General features: G+C 38.7%; 14 protein-coding genes and 1 tRNA gene. 6 read left to right on the forward strand and 9 right to left on the reverse strand.

Annotation, left to right across the window (positions count from 1 at the left end; genetic code table 11):
• Complete coding sequence (locus tag ABIB30_RS25010; protein WP_354305745.1) at nt 1–1,101, forward strand: sensor histidine kinase; 1,101 nt, start codon at nt 1–3, stop codon at nt 1,099–1,101.
• Nucleotides 1,094–1,849 carry a LytR/AlgR family response regulator transcription factor gene (locus ABIB30_RS25015; RefSeq protein WP_354305746.1) on the forward strand — a complete coding sequence of 252 codons (756 nt, stop codon included), beginning with the start codon at nt 1,094–1,096 and terminating at the stop codon, nt 1,847–1,849. The genes ABIB30_RS25010 and ABIB30_RS25015 overlap by 8 nt, the downstream gene beginning before the upstream one ends.
• Before the next feature lie 67 nt (nt 1,850–1,916).
• On the opposite strand, the gene ABIB30_RS25020 is transcribed toward ABIB30_RS25015, so the two are convergent.
• Both ABIB30_RS25020 and ABIB30_RS25025 read right to left on the reverse strand, forming a co-directional pair.
• Entirely contained in the window at nt 1,917–3,950 is a 2,034-nt protein-coding gene (locus tag ABIB30_RS25020; RefSeq protein ID WP_354305747.1) for an ATP-binding protein, read from the reverse strand.
• Between the two features lie 63 nt (nt 3,951–4,013).
• On the reverse strand, nt 4,014–4,874 hold the full coding sequence (locus ABIB30_RS25025) for an NmrA family NAD(P)-binding protein (RefSeq protein ID WP_354305748.1): 861 nt from the start codon (nt 4,872–4,874) through the stop codon (nt 4,014–4,016).
• Between the two features lie 166 nt (nt 4,875–5,040).
• On the opposite strand from ABIB30_RS25025, the gene ABIB30_RS25030 reads away from it, so the two are divergent.
• Nucleotides 5,041–6,228 carry an NAD(P)/FAD-dependent oxidoreductase gene (locus tag ABIB30_RS25030; protein WP_354305749.1) on the forward strand — a complete coding sequence of 396 codons (1,188 nt, stop codon included), beginning with the start codon at nt 5,041–5,043 and terminating at the stop codon, nt 6,226–6,228.
• 128 nt (nt 6,229–6,356) lie between these two features.
• Here the strand turns inward: ABIB30_RS25030 and ABIB30_RS25035 are convergent, their stop codons facing one another.
• Nucleotides 6,357–7,985 carry an ABC1 kinase family protein gene (locus ABIB30_RS25035; RefSeq protein ID WP_354305750.1) on the reverse strand — a complete coding sequence of 543 codons (1,629 nt, stop codon included), beginning with the start codon at nt 7,983–7,985 and terminating at the stop codon, nt 6,357–6,359.
• Between the two features lie 215 nt (nt 7,986–8,200).
• On the opposite strand from ABIB30_RS25035, the gene ABIB30_RS25040 reads away from it, so the two are divergent.
• Complete coding sequence (locus tag ABIB30_RS25040; protein WP_354305751.1) at nt 8,201–9,673, forward strand: amino acid permease; 1,473 nt, start codon at nt 8,201–8,203, stop codon at nt 9,671–9,673.
• Here ABIB30_RS25040 and ABIB30_RS25045 read toward each other — a convergent pair.
• The 6 genes from ABIB30_RS25045 to ABIB30_RS25070 form a co-directional block, all read right to left on the reverse strand.
• Nucleotides 9,668–10,534: a hypothetical protein gene (locus tag ABIB30_RS25045; protein WP_354305753.1), complete on the reverse strand. Its 867-nt coding sequence runs from the start codon at nt 10,532–10,534 to the stop codon at nt 9,668–9,670. The genes ABIB30_RS25040 and ABIB30_RS25045 overlap by 6 nt on opposite strands.
• A 99-nt stretch (nt 10,535–10,633) precedes the next feature.
• On the reverse strand, nt 10,634–11,788 hold the full coding sequence (locus ABIB30_RS25050) for an FAD-dependent oxidoreductase (RefSeq protein ID WP_354305755.1): 1,155 nt from the start codon (nt 11,786–11,788) through the stop codon (nt 10,634–10,636).
• Between the two features lie 7 nt (nt 11,789–11,795).
• Entirely contained in the window at nt 11,796–12,392 is a 597-nt protein-coding gene (locus tag ABIB30_RS25055; RefSeq protein ID WP_354305756.1) for a TetR/AcrR family transcriptional regulator, read from the reverse strand.
• A 130-nt stretch (nt 12,393–12,522) separates the two neighbouring features.
• Nucleotides 12,523–13,806, reverse strand: a complete 1,284-nt coding sequence (locus ABIB30_RS25060; RefSeq protein ID WP_354305757.1) for a hypothetical protein — start codon at nt 13,804–13,806, stop codon at nt 12,523–12,525.
• 40 nt (nt 13,807–13,846) lie between these two features.
• Nucleotides 13,847–14,725, reverse strand: coding sequence for a hypothetical protein (locus tag ABIB30_RS25065; RefSeq protein WP_354305758.1), 879 nt, complete (start codon nt 14,723–14,725; stop codon nt 13,847–13,849).
• 27 nt (nt 14,726–14,752) lie between these two features.
• Nucleotides 14,753–15,451, reverse strand: coding sequence for a hypothetical protein (locus tag ABIB30_RS25070; protein ID WP_354305759.1), 699 nt, complete (start codon nt 15,449–15,451; stop codon nt 14,753–14,755).
• A gap of 242 nt (nt 15,452–15,693) precedes the next feature.
• Between ABIB30_RS25070 and ABIB30_RS25075 the strand changes: the two genes are divergently transcribed.
• Together ABIB30_RS25075 and ABIB30_RS25080 are read left to right on the forward strand one after the other, a co-directional pair.
• Nucleotides 15,694–17,760 (forward strand): OPT family oligopeptide transporter, encoded by a 2,067-nt coding sequence (locus ABIB30_RS25075; protein WP_354305760.1) that lies wholly within the window; start codon nt 15,694–15,696, stop codon nt 17,758–17,760.
• 205 nt (nt 17,761–17,965) lie between these two features.
• Nucleotides 17,966–18,038, forward strand: a tRNA-Lys gene (locus ABIB30_RS25080).
• Nucleotides 18,039–18,199 lie beyond the last annotated feature (161 nt).

Raw genomic sequence — 18,199 nt, forward strand, 5'->3', positions numbered from 1 at the left:
ATGAGAATATCAGATAACTGCGATCAGGATCAGCACCAGGAAAAAAGTCTGAATAATTTCAGCTCTATAAGCTGGCTGAGATTAAACCTTTATAATATCCCCGTTGGAATTGGGGTAGGCATTGCACTTTGCTTACTGATCAGCGCATTCAAAGGGCAATGGATTGGCACAAGAGGCCTTATTTACCAGGTTTTATTTAGCACAGTCATTGCCTTTTGCATCGTCAATACCATATTCGTTTCTCAGAAAATCATGAGGCTGGGCAGTGGAAAAGGATGGCTGTTCCTGGTTGTATATTATCTGTCCAGTATCCTGGGGATGCTGATCGCTATAGAAATGATATACCTCATTAAAGCATGGCTATTTCATGAGGTATATCATTTCTTACACCTGGAAGATGCCCGGTTCAGCATTGTTATAGTGGTCATTGTGTGCACGGTTATTAAAGTCTATACTTCGCAAAAAAGTAATATGAATGCGAAGCTAAGGGAGAAAAACATAAATCTTCTGAAGCTGAATCAAATGAAAACTGAGGCAGAGCTGGCTACACTTCAATCTAAAATCAATCCACACTTTCTATATAACTCTTTGAATGCTATTGCCAGTTTAATACATGAAAATCCTGATAAGGCGGAGCGCATGACTATTCAGCTTTCTAAATTATTCAGGTATAGCATCAATCAAAATCAGGAAAGCCTGGTTACTGTTCAGGAAGAAATGGAGATTGTAAGTACTTATCTCGATATTGAAAGAGTAAGATTCGGTGACCGGATTGACTTTATAATTGCAGTTGATGAAGAACTTTCAAATGATAAAATCCCCCGGTTTCTGATTCAGCCGCTGGTAGAAAATGCGCTGAAGCATGGACTGAAAAATGTAGCTGACCATGCCCTTTTACGCGTTGAAATACAAAAAACAGATAAAATTACAATTGCTGTGATCGATAACGGTATTCCATTTCCCGAAGAACTTGAAACCGGATACGGTTTGCAAAGTACTTATGAAAAATTACAGCTGCTTTATGGCAACGATTACGAGGTGCAAATCCTGAATCAACCAATTAAACAAATAAAAATTATCATTCCTTTTACACATGGGTAAGCTCTGGACTACCATTATTATAGACGATGAAGAATTGGCAAGAAAAAGGCTTAAACGGCTTCTTGCTATCCATGATTGCATTCATATTGTTGGAGAAGCAGCCAATGGAGCTGAAGGTTTACAACAAATAGAAAAGCTTAATCCAGAACTGGTATTTCTTGACATCGAAATGCCAGTCCTGAATGGCTTTGAAATGTTAAGCCGTCTGGCCAAACCACCCAAAGTAATCTTCACAACGGCTTACGACCAATATGCGGTCAAGGCTTTTGAAGAAGAATCTGTCGATTATTTGTTAAAGCCCATTGAAGACGAAAGATTGGCAAAAGCTGTAAATAGATTGCAAACACAACAGCAAGAACCTGATTATACTATACCTCTGGACTTATTGATGCGCCAGTTGAAGATAAAAAAAGAGGTTAAAACGCTGACTGTTAAAATTGGCGATAGAATTCTGTTAGTCAAAATCCAGGATCTGGTTTATATTGATGCAGAAGAAAAGTATGTCTTTTTAAATACTATAGATGGAAAAAGAAGTCTCACAGATTTTACAATCACAGCACTCGCTGAAAAACTACCCGATCACTTTGTCAGGATTAACAGAAGTACAATTATCAATTCTGATTTAATCAAAGAAATAAAAAGAGGTTTTAATGGCGCCTTCTTTTTTATCATGAACGATGCCGAGAATACCAAGCTCAATTCCAGCAGAAGTTTTGGCCCTGTTTTGAAAGATATTTTTGATATTTAAGAACTAATTTTTCTCCTTGAATAATTACCGGGTAAATTATTTTTATATCTTAGCCAGAATTTGATAACTAAAGAGGCAGGATAAACCAAAAAGTGCTACCCACACCTACTTCACTATCTGCGCCTATTTTCCCTTCATGTTTAGCGATAATCTCCGCGCAAATATAGAGGCCTAATCCTAAACCGGGTTGTCTGGAATCTTCTACCCGATAATAACGATCAAACAAATAAGGAGTCTTTTCAGCAGGAATACCGGGCCCTTTATCGGTAACTGACACCTTAACCGTATTAGTTATCTTTTCAATATTTATAGTAATCTCTTTTGAACCCGGAGCATATTTAACCGCATTCGTTAACATATTAATGATCACCTGCTCTATCCTTTCCGGATCTGCATTCACTGAAAGATCTTTATCTCCGGTAATCACGAGCTGACTTTGATCATCCCTGAATACCTGTACGGCACAGCTTTCGATCAGTTCAGATAAATTAAATAAGGTTTTATGAAGCGGGATCCCCCCTTCAGCCAGCTGATTTGAATCTAACAAAGTATCTATCAAGCCACTCACTTTATCTACACTTTTACCTGCCAAACCGATCAGACTCTGCATCTTTTCAGAAGAATTATGTTTCATCCGGTCCAATAACTGCATAGAAGCCTTCAAAGAAGCTACAGGAGTTTTCAATTCATGACTCGCAATGCTGATAAAGTCATCTTTTTGCTGCTGTAAGATTTTAAGGTCATTAATATCAGTAGCTGTTCCTATCCAGAGCAAAATATCACCTTCATCATCTTTAATAGGCTGCATCCGGATCAGGTACCATTTGTATCCCCCATTTTCATCCTTTAAACGCGTTTCATAATGTCCGCTATCTTCGCTGGCCAGAATCGCTTTAAACTTTTCATTATGATTTTTAAGATCCTCAGGGTGCATCATCTGCCTTAAAGCCATGCTTTGATCTTCATCGGGCCCCATTCCAGTATAACTATACCACTGTTCGTTATAGAAATTGATTTCACCCTCTACAGTATTCGTCCAGGCAATTTGTGGGATCCCATTTAATAATAAACGGAACCTCTGCTCATTTTCTTCTACTTCAAGCCGCACTAAAACCATATCCGTCACCTCATATACAAATAATAATATACCATCTATTTTCCCGGTCGAATCAAAACGTGCCTGGTAAATAAAATTGAAATAACGTTCCTCAGCATTTCCAGTCTCCTCATTTGCAAGGGGAATAAGCATTTCACTTCCCTGGAAAGTTTCTCCGGTAGCATAAACTTCCTGCAAAATTTCCCACATCAGCTGCCCTTTAATTTCTGGTAAAGCAGCTACAAAAGTTTTCCCCAGAAGATTGCGGTTAGGAAATAACTCCTGAAAAGAAGGATTAATCAGTTCGAAAACGAATTCAGGCCCATCAAGTATACATATCCCCGCCGGGGCTTGCATTAAGAACCTTTTAAGCCGGTCCCGCTGACTCTCCACTTCCTGTTTTTTATCTGAATGCTCGCCGGCATCCAGGTTTTCCTTTTCTTCCAGTTCCTGACTCAGCTTATTCAGCTCTTCCTGTGTCTGCGTTAATTCATCGCTAATCATCTCTAACTCCTCAACAGCTTCTTCAAGCTGTTCAGTACCAGCTTCAATTTGTTCGCTTGTTACCGCAAGTTCCTCTACTAGCTGGCTTTGAGTAACGGGAATAATTTCTGTAGTCAGTGGAACGGCATGCCAGATCGTTAATAAATAATCTACCTCCTGTGTATTATTTAAGACTGGAACAATTTCTATCCGCCAGATATTCTCAGTTTCGTCATTTACAGGTGCAAGAGATATAAATTGAAAAGAAGGCAATTGCGTAACCTCTTTATTATTCTTTGATAACATCAAATTATCAACGAGTAGAGTCAATGCTTCAGCTGCCGTTAAAGATTCAAAAGCTGCACCTACATTAACACCTATAATATCCTGATCAAGTGTATTACTGATTATTTTATGCTGTTTGTTATGCGCGATTATTACAAAATCCGTATTTACCACAAACATTGGAAGAGTGGCATAATTAAATACAGACTGAAAAAGCTGTTCATTAGAAGGAATCATCAAAAAAGGTAGGTTTGGATAATCTGTCAAAGATAAGCTTACTTTAACAAACGAAAGTATAAATTATAAAGCCCCTGCTATGAACTCTGTGAGCGTCGTTTTCCCCTTCACTGCCATCGCCCCCTTTCCTTCAGGTTTAGATTTCCCAGCCACTACAGTCTCTGTCATTTCTATAAAATTCTTTACGGCATCTTTTGAGAATTTCAGACCATCCATTGTCTTTGCCCAATCTTCACGGGGTATTTGAGCAGCCTTAATTTCTTTCCCAAGTGCCTCTGAAAAAACAACTGCTACTTCTGCAGAACTTAACCAGGCAGGGCCTTCGAGCTCATATATCTGATGCTCATCAGAATCATTTGCGATAACTTCTGCCAGAAATTCAGCGACATCACCAGGTGACACCATGGGTATAGACAAATCAACCGGGTAAAACGTGGGTAAAACACCCGTACGATCAGCTTGTTCCAGATACAATAACCAATTGCTATAATAATAAGCCGGACGTACAAAAATTTGTTTGACAGGAAGATCCAGGAACTCATGTTCCAGCAGATAAGACATTTTTAGATTTCCACTATGGTGTTCAATCTGAGCTCCCATAGATGATAGACCAACAAGCTTTTGAACGGGCGAATTTATAATCGCTTTTCTAAAACTCCTGAGTATAGCTTTAGTATCGCCCAAAACATCTTCAATCTCCCCATTTTCAGGAGTCAAGATAAAAACCGTTTCTCCATCCTGAAAAGACTGAGTTAAAAAAGATTCATCATGCACATCACCAATTGCAGCAACCGCCCCTGTTTCTCTAATTTTCACCGCTTTCTTTTCATCTCTGACCAATCCCTTAACCGGTAAACCCTTTTGAATCAAATGAGCCACAATAGCCGACCCAACCTGTCCTGATGCACCCGATATTATATTCATAGCAAATTGTTTAATAAAAAAACATCTCTGAATTTTTCATCGCTAAACATAACACCAGGTTAGATTATATTGTTTTTACCTGGCTGATAATTTTTCTTTTGTAGTTTCTAAATTCCTATATTCCATAGCTATTTGTTCAAACCGATGGCAATAAAAATCAAACAGCATGAAAGACTTCGATATTATTGTTATTGGTAAAGGATTAGTTGGATCTGCAGCCTCTAAATACCTGTCGATCACAAAGAAAAGAATTGCCGTCATAGGGCCCGATGAGCCTTCTGATTATGATAAATCTACAGTGTTTGCGAGTCATTATGATCAGGCTCGTGTACAGCGCATCATCGGAAAAGATAAAGTATGGACACGCTTAAATCTGGATTCCGTTAAACAATACCGTACCATACAGGAACAAAGCGACATACATTTTCACAATCCTATCGGCTGTTTATACGTAAATCCAGCAGGGAGAGATGAATATTTAAATAAAGCAGCTTATCTGGCCAGCCAATTCAACCTCGATTATACAGCCTATGCTAATGGTGCAGCGCTTACTGCAGATTTTAGCGATTACAGATTTCCTGAAAGTTCACAAGGTCTGCTAGAACCCTCACCTTCAGGTCTCATTAATCCCAGGTTATTGCTAAAAGCACAATTATCAATATTTGAGCAGCATAATGGAACAAATTTAAAGGAGACCGTTTTAGATATCACCTACCATAAACGTGGATATATAGTGACCTCAGAAGAAGGTCATTCCTATCAGGCGCCTAAAATACTGCTGGCGGCCGGATCATTTGTAAATTTCCATAACCTGATTGCTCAGAAGCTAGATTTACAAGTGAAAAATGAAATTATCCTGTTAGCCAGACTAACACCCGGACAAGCATCAGAATTGGCAAAACTTCCTTCTTTACTCTATGAAATTGATAACACCATCACTGAAGGGATATATCTGATTCAGCCAGTTCAATATCCCGACGGCCATTATTATATAAAAATGGGCTGTAACATGCCCGAAGACATTTACTTTGATCACATTAGCCAGGTACAGGATTGGTTTAGGAAAGGAAACAGTGACCAGTTTATCAATAGATTAAAACAAGCATTATTAAAGATATTACCAAATATTGAACCTGTTGAATACCTGACTAAACGCTGTATTATTAATCGTTCCGTACATGGCAGACCCTATATCGGGGAAACTAATCAGTCTGGGTTGTATGTGGCTAGTGGCTGTAATGGTTATTCAGCCATGTGTTCTGATGCAATTGGAGGGGTAGCAGCTCATCTGATCACTCATAGGAAACTACCTGGGCATTATGCTGAAAAAGACTTCGAAATTTTCTACCACTAGTTTCATTGCTGGAGAACGTACCCACCTGTAGTTCATCGATAAACAAAAAGCTCATTCACAGTTCATTAACGAATAATTTACCCGGCGACAGTTCATTTTTGAAAAATGGACTGTCGCTCAGAAGCATTTTATTTCTTTTTAAAAATTGCCTGCACCAGGATCACTATTCCAACAAGAAGACTGATCACCAATCCTGATAAAGCTAAAATCGGTATCCCATTAAATTTAGGAGGTTTATCTGCCAGGATCAGGATAGCAGAAGTGATCAATAACCCCGATAGGAAGACACTCAAACTAAGGTTGGACAGACTACGTTCTACCATTGTTTTAAGCGCAGGCAAATCCTTCACTTCCTGTACAACCTTTAAATCTCCGTTATTCAGTTTGCTAATAATTGACTGTACATCGTCGGGCATGGTTTTCAAGGCCTCAGTAAGCGTCCTTAAAAGTTTTAAACCGCTCTTCTTCAATTCCTCAGGACTAAGCCTCCTCAATGCAATCTTTAATATATAAGGGCGTAAGCCATCCAGAATATTCAAATCCGGAACGAGCGCTCTGCCAATTCCTTCAATTAATACAATCCCACGAACCAACAGGTAAAGATGATCGGGCATCAGTATTTCATTGTTATTCAGAATCGCAGAAAACTTAGTCAGCACTTCCTTGATATCCATTTGTTCCAGAGAAACCCCATCCAGCAAGTTGAAAAACTCATGGATATCTCTTTCCAATTTACTTTCATCTGCTACATTGAAACGTATCGCCATTTTTTTCATGGTGGCGATTAATCTTCTGGCATCCTCTGCCATAAAATAAGAGACAAAATCTTCCAGCATCACCTTTTCTGTAGGCATCATACTGCCCATAGAACCAAAATCTATAAAGGCAATCTGGCCACTTTGCAGCACCAGCAAATTTCCAGGATGCGGATCTGCATGAAAAAACCCATGTTCTAATACCTGTATTAAATAAAGATCAAGACCAGTATGCGTAATTTTCTCAGGACTCAATCCCATTGAAACGATAGCTTCTTTATCTGTTATTTTAGCTCCCGCTATAAACTCCATGCACAAGATACTATCATTAGATAGTTCAGGATAAGCGCTCGCCAGGTAAATCGCCTCATTACCTTTAAAGTTTCTGGAAAAGCGTTCAATGTTAGCTAGTTCATTCAGAAAAGAGAGCTCCTGAAAAATAGACTTCTCAAATGCCTCCAATACCTCAACCAGATTTATCCTGCGGAACGCATCACTATAACTGGTTAAGAACCCAGCAATATCTTTCATAATCAACATGTCTGAGGCGACAATTTCCCGTATCCCCGGACGTTTAATTTTCAGGATTACAGGCTGACCGTTTTTTAATTCTGCCTTATAAACCTGTGATATAGAAGCAGAAGCAAAAGGCTCTTCCGCAATAGAGGTAAAAAACTCGTCGGGATCGATGCCCAGACCAGTTTTGAGCAATTCCCTCACATCCATAGGTTTGGATTCCACTTTATCCTGTAGCTTCTGTAATTCTACAATCATTTCCTTAGGCAACAAATCCTCTCTGCTGCTAAAAGCCTGTCCAAATTTCACATAGGTTGGCCCCAACTCTTCCAAAGCCATCCTGATGCGCTCATAAACACTCAGCGATGAATTATTCAAACTAGCCTCACCGCTTGTATTATTTAATAGTTCCTCAAACCCGTACTTCGCCAATATTTTAACGAGCGATGCCGTTCTTTTGAGTTTTCTCTTTTGATTTTCCATCATAGCTTTGTAGCCTTAACCAGATTCACAACAGGCCTGAAATAATCAGCCCCCTGCTCCTGCTTTCTCACTCAATTTTAACGCCAGAATAAAGACTATCATTTTAGTAGTTTAAATATATTATTTATACATTTGCAGCCAGAAAGCCAATAACTACCAACTAGCTTCAATCCTGATCCAATGATAACCTATTAGCGTCAATCCATCAAAAATTACATATGCTTTTCAAGAAACCAATAAAACTGCTCATAGAAGAACAAAATAATAATGGCGAGAATGGGCTTACCAGAACATTAGGTCCCTATAACCTGATCGCGTTGGGTATAGGAGCAATCGTTGGAGCTGGTATCTTTTCACTCACCGGAATAGTGGCTTCTGAAAATGCAGGCCCGGCAGTAATCCTGTCATTCATCCTGGCCGGTGTAGCCTGTGCATTTTGTGCACTTTGCTATGCAGAATATGCCTCTATGATACCCGTAGCGGGCTCTGCTTATACTTATACCTATGCTACACTAGGCGAATTCATGGCCTGGATTATCGGGTGGGATCTAGTGCTGGAATATGCATTGGCCTCCGCTACAGTTGCAGTAAGCTGGTCCAGTTATGCTGTCAAACTATTAGCACAATTACAAATTCATTTGCCGCCTGAGTTAACCAGTTCACCATTCGATCCAGTCAAATTAGCCGACGGGACGCTTTTACAGGGAGGGATTATCAATCTTCCAGCTGTTTTTATCGTTGTTGTGCTCTCCCTTGTTTTAGTTAGAGGGACCCAAGAATCTGCGACCATCAATAATTTACTGGTGATTTTAAAAATCGGCGTGATCCTGCTTTTCATCGCTCTTGGCTGGTCTTTCATCAACACCGCTAACTATAGTCCGTTTATTCCTGAAAACACAGGAGAATTTGGGCATTTCGGCTGGTCTGGAATTGTCAGAGGGGCGGCTGTTGTATTTTTTGGATTTATCGGTTTTGATGCCGTATCCACAGCTGCTCAAGAAGCTAAAAACCCGCAAAAAGATATGCCTATTGGTATTATTGGTTCCCTATTGGTGGCAACCGTACTTTATGTCGCTTTCTCTTATGTAATGACTGGCCTTGCTCCTTATACAGTATTTAAAGGTGATGCAAGCCCTGCAGCTACAGCTTTTGCGGTAACAGGCTATCATTTTCTAAACAGCGCGCTGATTATCGCTATTCTGGCAGGTTATACTTCAGTAATTTTAGTCATGTTATTAGGGCAATCACGCGTCTTTTACAGCATGTCAAAGGACGGACTGTTACCAGGATTCTTCAGTAATATTCATCCCCGTTTTAAAACACCCTGGAAAAGTAATCTGTTCTTCCTGGTATTCGTGGGACTTTTAGCTGGCCTTGTTCCAATTTCAGATTTGGGCCACATGGTGAGTATCGGAACGCTATTTGCTTTTTCACTGGTAGCATTGGGTGTAATTATTTTAAGACGTACAAACCCAGAAATCCCAAGATCATTCAAAGTACCTTTTGTCCCGCTTATTCCAATTCTGGGTATTTTAGTTTGCGTCTGCTTAATGGCTGGCTTACCTATTGAAAGCTGGGAACGTTTATTTATCTGGATGGCAGCAGGAATTGTTTTTTACTTCCTTTACGGAAAAAAGAATAGCAAACTCAGAAAACAGCATAGGGAAAATAACGACAAAGCAGAACTATAGTTCTCTTGACATTCTGATTAGTCTGTGCAACACAGTAATAAAACTTTCGCTGCTAAAAAACCCCATTAGAGAAGTAGTAAAAGCAATCTTATTATCCTTGTTGTACAGACTGATACTGTCATCGTCTGTAATAAAACGGCTGATGTCTACAATACGAAGTTTTAACTCATCAATAATCAGGTAATGCCGATAGACCCTGATCTCTTTTGGAGTTAAATTTAAAAAAGAGTTTCCTGACCTTGTAAAAGGCTCTCCATTTGCTGTAATGTCATTTAAAGATGGATAGCTTATGTAATTAAAAATAGTACATTTACCTACTTCAAGTTCTTTAAATACTTTAGCAGTATACAGTACTTTGTGATAGCTTGAAATCAAATCTATTGCTTTAAATATATGCCTGTTCCTGGCAGTTATAATTTCCCATTGGCCTTCCTTTCTATTGCGGAATGCTATATTGTTGGGATTAAAGCTATTTCCCGAACTAAATAACCCAAGGTCATCTATATCTTCAAAAAGTATTGTTTTGAACTGCCCGCTATTTTCTGTTACGATGCCCCTTTCATAAATATAATAAGACTTTCCGAGTGTAAAACTTACAGCTGTCAGCAATATAGCTACCGCAATCATCATAATAAAAATAATCACCCAATAAGGCCAATCAATTTCTCCCGAAAGGTTTGTATTGTAATTAACACTCGAAAAACTGAGATGATTTTGCTTTTCTGCCGGAATAATAGTTTTCACATAGATCAGCCAGGCAAGCCCCGATAAAAAAAGAAAAATACCGACAGCAAAAAATACAAAAATCTTAGGAGGACTATGTTTACTTTTCAGTATTCCTAGTCCTGGTAAATTATACATGCTATCAATAAAACTTAGCTAAACATTCTGACTATGAGCACTCTGCTCTAGAGATTTCTAATATAGGAAATTAATTCAGAAATTAAAATCAGTTTTTCTTTAGCTAATAATATTAATCAAATAAGAAATCGCATTCGGAGAATGTAATGCAGCCGTTGATTCAAGTGTTGCTTCAGTGACTTCCACAGCTCTTAAACGCATGTTTTCTTCATAGCCAGCAATTGCAGATCTGGTATCGGTAAAATCACCTTTAGTCAGACAATTACTCAACTCCAACGCATCAAGCATCGCCATATTTACGCCTTCACCTGCATAAGGAGGCATCAAATGTGCAGCATCTCCCAGCATAGTCAAATTAGGTAAAGTTTCCCAGTTCTGATCCAGCGGCATATAATACTGCGGACGAGGTATAAATCCTGAACTTGCGTTTTCAAATAACTCAAGCCATACTTTATCCCAACCTTCATATTCTTTTTTAAACCAATCTATTACCTGAGCTTTATCAGAAAAATCAATTCCGCATTCCTGGCTCCATCCCTCCTTTGCATTCATACCCGTATAAAAAACCAGGCTACCGTCTCCTTTAGAGCTTACAATCAGAGTTCTTTCGTTTCCCATGACAAATATCTTTCCGCCATTTAGCAGTGCATGTACTTCAGGGCATGCAATTTCACTGTGATACACTGCTCCTTCAACAATCGTAACTCCCGAATACATGGATTTGATAGGCGTCAAATAAGGACGGATCTTCGAATTTGCACCATCCGCAGCAATCACCAGATCTGCATAGACAGCATTGCCATTTTGAAATTCCAGGTTCCAACCCTCACCCTGTGGAGAAAGCGAAATAAAATGACTGCCCCATACTACGGTTTCCGGGACTAAGGAGTCCAGTAAAATTTGTTGTAAAGGTCCACGGTCAATTTCAGGACGGAATGTTTCTGGTGCTTCGGCTGCTTCTCTATTTCCCTGATCGTCAAATATAATATTGGCATTTTGATCCACTATACGTAATTTATCTGCACCCGGACGATAATTAGCATTAAACTCTTCCATCAATCCAGCTGCATTAATAGCCTTTAAACCAGATTCATAATGCAGATCTAAAGTAGCACCCTTAGGCCTTGTCTCACTATTAGCATCCCTTTCATAAACTTTGACCTCTGCACCTGTATTTTGTAAGATTCTGGCCAATGTTAATCCACCCGGGCCAGCTCCAACTATTGCAATTTTTTTGTTTTCAATCGTATTCATAATCTATTTATTTAAGCATTCCTTTAGTCACAGCCTCACAACATTCCAGAATTATCTGCTCTGTAATAATTTGTTCCGGCCGCTCTTTGTAATCAAAATATTCATTAACCAGATCTAAAAGCGGGGAGAATAGCATAGCACGGTGTACGTCATGCGGGAAATCTCTGATGATATTTTTAGCAACATTCAATTGCAAAAAATCGTGTATAGGTGCAAAAAAATGGCCTTGTTTAATATTTGCTTTTTGGAACGCTTTATTCAGCAAAGGCGATGACTTACCATACTGAAGTAAAGCAAATGAGTTTCTGTTCTCTTTCAGATAATGAAAAGCGTTTAGCCAGATCTTTTTAACCCCCTGATTAAAATCCACCTCAGGATTAAAATTTTCTAATACTGCTTTCTCATAACCTCCTAATACATCTTCAATAAAAAGTGTAATCAGCAAATCTTCCTTATTCTCGTATTTGATATAAATGGTGCGCGGAGAAACATTAGCGGCTTTCGCCAATTTCTGCATGCTTAGATTCTCCAGCCCTTCCTCTGCAATTATCTGCAGCGCTATTGTACGGATCGCTTCCTCTTTTTCTAAATTTTTTGGTCTCATAATTAAAGATTTCCTTTCTGTATAAAAGGATAAATCATAAGACAAACATAAGTAAATAAACGTTTACTTACAAGATATGATGTTAAATAATTCCTTCAATGCCCATTTAAAGCTCAAAAACAACTATTTACTAAAATAAGTCAGGGATATTATTCAGCAACTTCTTGCTTTTATCTTTCAGCTCATTGCCTTTTTGGATAATGGATTTAGGATCACTCATCTTTTGAAACTCGGCATTCACTACCTCAAAACGGTCTATAGTCTCAAACATTTTATCAGTTTGCACGATGTTATGTTCTTTAAGGAATGTTCTCCAGTCAATTTTAGCCAAAACAACCAGCATTTGCCGGGTCGCTATTTTACCAATAAAGAATTTGTCATAAACACTATTAAGTTTTGCATCAGGCTCCCTTTCATTCAGATATTCAATAGATTGCTGTATAGATTCACGCTCGCTATCACTCAATAAAGGGCTTGTCTTTAACTTATTCAGAGAGGCTATGGCCTGTTCATTTTTACCTCTTTTGATATATACAAAACTCTCAATACTCCATACCGTCTCATTTTGAATGCCTAATTGATGCGCATCGGCCAGGAAAACCTCAAAGTCATCCAAGGCCCTTGTTTCATCAATATCACGCTTCATCATTAAACGGTCCAGACCTCTGAAAACATGATTTAAACCATGAAAAGCAATGTGTGTCTGCTCATTGTTAAGCCTACCCCACTTGAAAAATGCCCGAGTATAAGGCAGATCAACTTTTTGTTGCTTGTCAAGCCATTTGATATTATTACCAATTTCATCCTCCGATAAATAATAAAACTTGTTGGTGAAAAATAATAAGCCCCTTACAAATCGAAGCAGCGTCTTTATTTCACTATCAGGAAGTTTATCGGGCTGTGTCTTACTGCATTCATAAAGAGAGATTTCCATCCCTAAATCTTTCGCTGCCAACGCCAGCATACTCAAAATAGCATGTTCACCGTTTTGTAATACAATTTTATCAGCTTCAGAACGATGAAGGGGTGCTGTCTTTGGTTGTATCCCATCTAACAATGGAGGAAAAATATCTTCATCCGTCTTGATCACAAAACTCTTGATTTTACTATAATCCCGATACAATAGCGCCGCATCGACCAGGGAAAGATTGTTTTTCCCGGTACCCATTTTATCAATAATCCCCGATACCGCCCGTAACTCTTTAGCGTGTTCGCGATATTCAGGCATCGTTGTATCTTTTACAGCGGATGCACGTACACCGAGCTTGGCGAATTTCCAGAATATGATTTTATCCGATGTCAGGCTTTTCACTAATCCAAGACGGTCTTTTTCCAATAGTAACTTGTCAGTTTGCTCAGCTGAGCATCCAGTCAATATAAAAGCAATCATTGAAAACGCTAAATACTTATTCATCAGGAGTAATTATAATAATTTTAATTGATTATTTTTGAACTTAACAGCCTCCGAAACTATGGGTAATAATGACTCCCTCTTTTGTTTCTTTCAGCGTTATACTTGCTGAACCACCCTCCTGATAAAAAAAGAATTCCATATCAATGTTCCGCTCTTTCATCGTACGCTTATCCAGATCTTTATTATACCACCAGCAGAATTTATCATATAAGCTATTGGTCACTACCCGTTTCTTAACATCATGAAAGTCAAGATCTATTGAATCATTATATGAAGTCAGCTTTAACAATAATAATATAGCTTCATGCTTCTTTAAACCTTTTAAAAAGAGCGTATGTGTTTCACCTCCCGGCCCATCTTTCTCAAAATACTGATACGCTGAAACCTGGTAGTTACCATTCTTAAACCGGTAAGTCTTTTGATAATTAATCTCGTCTTTGCTTCCTTTTGGCAACTCCTTTTTACTCCTGGAAACTGGAGTACCAAAGAACCTGGTCAGATAACCAGTTGTTAATTCTTCAAAATCATCCTTACTGTTTTTAGCTACCTGCAAATCGGGTAAACAAGATAAGAACAACTGCGGCACGTAACCGGTTTTATCCTGATACTTTACTTTAGTCCAGGTTCCAGGCATACTATACCAAGTACCTCCGTTACTGGTCAGTTCTTCTTTTCCCGGTAATTCCGTAATGCCATAGTAGCTTAATATGACATTGAACACTGGCAATACTGCCTGACTAACATTTTGCTGTAATCCAGCTCCTTTAGGAATTTTGAGCAGCACACGGCTCCCGGTATCCGGTTTTTCATATAAAGGAAGTTCGCCCCCCTTCCAATTGTATACTGATTTTACCTGCGAATGGGAACTCAGGCTACTAAAAAACAAGACAAAAAATATTGATATTTTTAACACGTACATATAGAGTTATTTAACTGTCTGATCTGATTATTCAAAGTGAAATGGAACTTTTTTCACTGGTGGTTTACCTTTAAAATTTTGTGGCGGCAGCGCATCTTCTCCTTTTATGCTCAAGAGCTGTACTTCTTTAATAAAAGCCTTTCCACTCACTGCAAAACCAAACTGCCCATCAGGCTTCACAAAGTTTTTGGTATCTGTAAAAGAAATTACCTGTTCGTCATTTATCCAGATAAAAAATTGATTGCCGGCTCTTTGAATTTTCCAGTTCTGCCAGGTATATTGTTTAGGCCTGTCTACTTTAGGCATTATACCAATATGCCCGGTACTTTGGATTAAGCTACCTCTCTGATCGAGATTAAGCATTAAAGAACGGTCTTCAATAGCAACCCGGTCTTCTAACTGGTTGAGCAGAATTCCGAGGAATTTAGGGCCATTCAGGTTGAGAATTACTTCAAACAAATTAGATTCTGGCTCTACTAAGGATGAAAAAGTCAGGATATAGTTGTCTGGAACTGATTTGTTACAAAGCAAAATAGCCCAGTTAACATCTCTGCTTCCATGGATCATATGATCTTTAACTTCCCAGTCTCCATTTACGGTCAGCCAATTTTTCTGAAGCTTGTTTTTTCCGAATGTTTCTTTAAACACGACTTTGCTTTGTGCATTAGTAATCAAGAAGGTACTGAAGATTAAAAAAGATAATAGAAGGATTTTGCGGTGATTCATTGTCAATATTTAAATAACTGATGCTTTTTGGACACGCAACTTATCACTTTCTATTGAACTACTGGTTAATTATTTTGACTTTTTTACAGTGGATACATAGTATTTCATGGGTTTTATTCTCGCTCATCTATGCATCATTGTGTTCTAAATACACTCATTAAAACACTAAAATACATGGTTTATTACTATTTAGGCTTGTCAGGTGGACAAAAAAAGATATCTTTAAACCATATTTTTTTATAATGATTAAAGAAGAATTTAAGCCTTTCATACCTGCAGAAAGTAATGTAGCAGAATTTACAATCAAGTCCATTTTACTGGGATGTATTGCCGGGATCATATTTGGTGCCGCCACAGTTTATCTCGCTTTAAAAGCAGGATTAACCGTTTCAGCCTCAATACCTATAGCCGTACTGGCTATCACACTGGGCAAGAAGTTTTTTAAAACAACAATACTGGAAAATAACATTATTCAGACTACAGGATCCGCTGGTGAATCCATAGCTGCCGGTGTGGTATTTACTCTTCCGGGATTCCTGTTCCTAAGTACAGATATTGGCGGACAAAGTTCAGGAGAGGCATTTTTCAACTATATGACGATTCTGATTCTCGCCATTCTTGGGGGAGTTTTAGGAACAATGATGATGATTCCATTAAGAAGATCATTAATCGTTAAAGAACACGACACACTGCCTTATCCTGAAGGAACAGCCTGTGCATCAGTACTGAAAGCCGGAGAAAGAGGCGGAACATTTGCACGTACAGCTTTTTGGGGCTTAGGTTTTGCCATGATTTATGCCATGCTGCAGAAAGTTTTCCATGTGATTTCTGAAGCGCCGACCTGGGTAACTACACAAGCTAACAAATTTCTCCCTTCTGCACAGGTTAGCGGAGAGATCACACCAGAGTATATGGGTGTTGGTTATATTATCGGGCCAAAAATTGCCGGAGTACTGGTAGCTGGTGGTGTTCTTGCCTGGCTTGGACTTATTCCTTTACTAGCGACATTAATTGATCCTGCATTAGCAGCACATCAATTGGTAAAGCTTGGATTACTTGCTGATATTACCAAAGCAGGTGGTTCTGTAGGCTGGAATCCTGCCACACAGACATTTTCAGATTATCCATTAGCAATTTATCAGGCTTATGTGAAACAAATCGGTGCTGGCGCAGTAGCTGCCGGAGGATTTATCACTTTATTAAAAACAATCCCTACCATTATATCTTCCTTCAAAGACAGTCTTGGTTCTATTAAGGAAGGAAAAACAGTAGCAGAAACTAAAAGAACAGACCGCGATCTTTCTCTGAAAGTTGTTGGTGTAGGAAGTTTAGCCTTGATTATTCTTGTTGCTGTATTACCACAAATTCCAAGTAACGGGATTTTAAGCAATTTATTGATTGGTGTACTTGTCGTAATGTTTGGTGCATTCTTCGTGACGGTGTCCAGTCGTATTGTTGGTTTAATCGGGTCAAGTAACAACCCTATTTCGGGTATGACTATCGCAACTATCATGGGAACCTGTCTTGTTTTCATCGCAGTTGGATGGACTGGTAAGGTTTATGAGCCTATGGCATTAGTTGTGGGTGGTATGATTTGTATTGCAGCAGCTAACGCGGGTGCAACCTCTCAGGATCTGAAAACGGGTTACATCATTGGTGCAACACCAAGATATCAGCAGATCGCTTTATTTATAGGTGTAATCGTATCTTCTATTGTAATTGGACTGACTGTTCGTATTCTGGACACCCCTACTCCAGAAATGCTTGCACAAGGTATTAAACATGCTATTGGTACTGAATTATATTCTGCTCCACAGGCTACTTTGATGGCAACGCTGATTAAGGGTATGCTTTCTTTTAACCTGGATTGGCAATATGTGCTGGTTGGTGTATTTATCGCAATTACTATCGAGTTATGTGGTATCAATTCCTTATCATTTGCTGTAGGAGCTTATTTACCTTTATCTACTACCCTTCCAATTTTTGTAGGTGGTGCAATCAAAGGAATTGTAGACTGGAAAGAACGCAAAAAAGTAAAAACTCCGGAGGAAGAAGAATTAGGCCCTGGAAATCTTTTTGCAACAGGACTGGTTGCTGGTGGTGCATTGGCGGGGGTTGTCGTCGCAATTCTGATGGTTATCCCTTCTGTACGGAGTAATTTGAGTAAAGTAGATGTTCAGCCGTTATTTACCCGCTGGTTTGGTGCTGGTGGTTATGAGTTACTGGGTGTATTGATCTTCCTTTTCATGGGATTTGTATTGTATAACATCTCGAAAAAGAAAAACGAAGCTGAAGATATAATAAAATAGAGGTTCGTAAAGGAGGTTTATGACTATTAAAACCTCCTTTATCAGGTTAATTTAACAGTTTTTTAACATCAAATACAATTAATCAGGCTTAGAATCAGGCTACTATAAGATAAGGGCAATATTTATTTGCACTATACGTATCCTACTCCTATATTTGCATCACTTTAAACGGAAACGCTTAGAGTATTGTCCTGAAAAGAATGATGATTCCGTAGCTCAGCTGGTAGAGCATTACACTTTTAATGTAGTGGTCCTGGGTTCGAATCCCAGCGGGATCACGAAAGCCTCAATGCAAATTGGGGCTTTTTGCATTAAAGATATTCCTATGACGTGCTACTTTTAATGGATCAAGCGGAAAATTTGGGGGGAATAAAATAAATTCTTTCTTTTGCATTTTTAAATCAAACAAGAATTTTCATTTTGAGTCAAGCCGAGCAAA

Source organism: Pedobacter sp. UYP1 (assembly GCF_040547305.1).
Classification (GTDB): domain Bacteria; phylum Bacteroidota; class Bacteroidia; order Sphingobacteriales; family Sphingobacteriaceae; genus Pedobacter.

Bases quoted from the DNA above. Each gene is read 5' to 3' on its own strand.
- ABIB30_RS25010 (WP_354305745.1), top strand. From the start codon at position 1: ATGAGAATATCAGATAACTGCGATCAGGATCAGCACCAGGAAAAAAGT.
- ABIB30_RS25015 (WP_354305746.1), top strand. From the start codon at position 1,094: ATGGGTAAGCTCTGGACTACCATTATTATAGACGATGAAGAATTGGCA.
- ABIB30_RS25020 (WP_354305747.1), bottom strand. From the start codon at position 3,950: ATGATTCCTTCTAATGAACAGCTTTTTCAGTCTGTATTTAATTATGCC.
- ABIB30_RS25025 (WP_354305748.1), bottom strand. From the start codon at position 4,874: ATGAATATAATATCGGGTGCATCAGGACAGGTTGGGTCGGCTATTGTG.
- ABIB30_RS25030 (WP_354305749.1), top strand. From the start codon at position 5,041: ATGAAAGACTTCGATATTATTGTTATTGGTAAAGGATTAGTTGGATCT.
- ABIB30_RS25035 (WP_354305750.1), bottom strand. From the start codon at position 7,985: ATGATGGAAAATCAAAAGAGAAAACTCAAAAGAACGGCATCGCTCGTT.
- ABIB30_RS25040 (WP_354305751.1), top strand. From the start codon at position 8,201: ATGCTTTTCAAGAAACCAATAAAACTGCTCATAGAAGAACAAAATAAT.
- ABIB30_RS25045 (WP_354305753.1), bottom strand. From the start codon at position 10,534: ATGTATAATTTACCAGGACTAGGAATACTGAAAAGTAAACATAGTCCT.
- ABIB30_RS25050 (WP_354305755.1), bottom strand. From the start codon at position 11,788: ATGAATACGATTGAAAACAAAAAAATTGCAATAGTTGGAGCTGGCCCG.
- ABIB30_RS25055 (WP_354305756.1), bottom strand. From the start codon at position 12,392: ATGAGACCAAAAAATTTAGAAAAAGAGGAAGCGATCCGTACAATAGCG.
- ABIB30_RS25060 (WP_354305757.1), bottom strand. From the start codon at position 13,806: ATGAATAAGTATTTAGCGTTTTCAATGATTGCTTTTATATTGACTGGA.
- ABIB30_RS25065 (WP_354305758.1), bottom strand. From the start codon at position 14,725: ATGTACGTGTTAAAAATATCAATATTTTTTGTCTTGTTTTTTAGTAGC.
- ABIB30_RS25070 (WP_354305759.1), bottom strand. From the start codon at position 15,451: ATGAATCACCGCAAAATCCTTCTATTATCTTTTTTAATCTTCAGTACC.
- ABIB30_RS25075 (WP_354305760.1), top strand. From the start codon at position 15,694: ATGATTAAAGAAGAATTTAAGCCTTTCATACCTGCAGAAAGTAATGTA.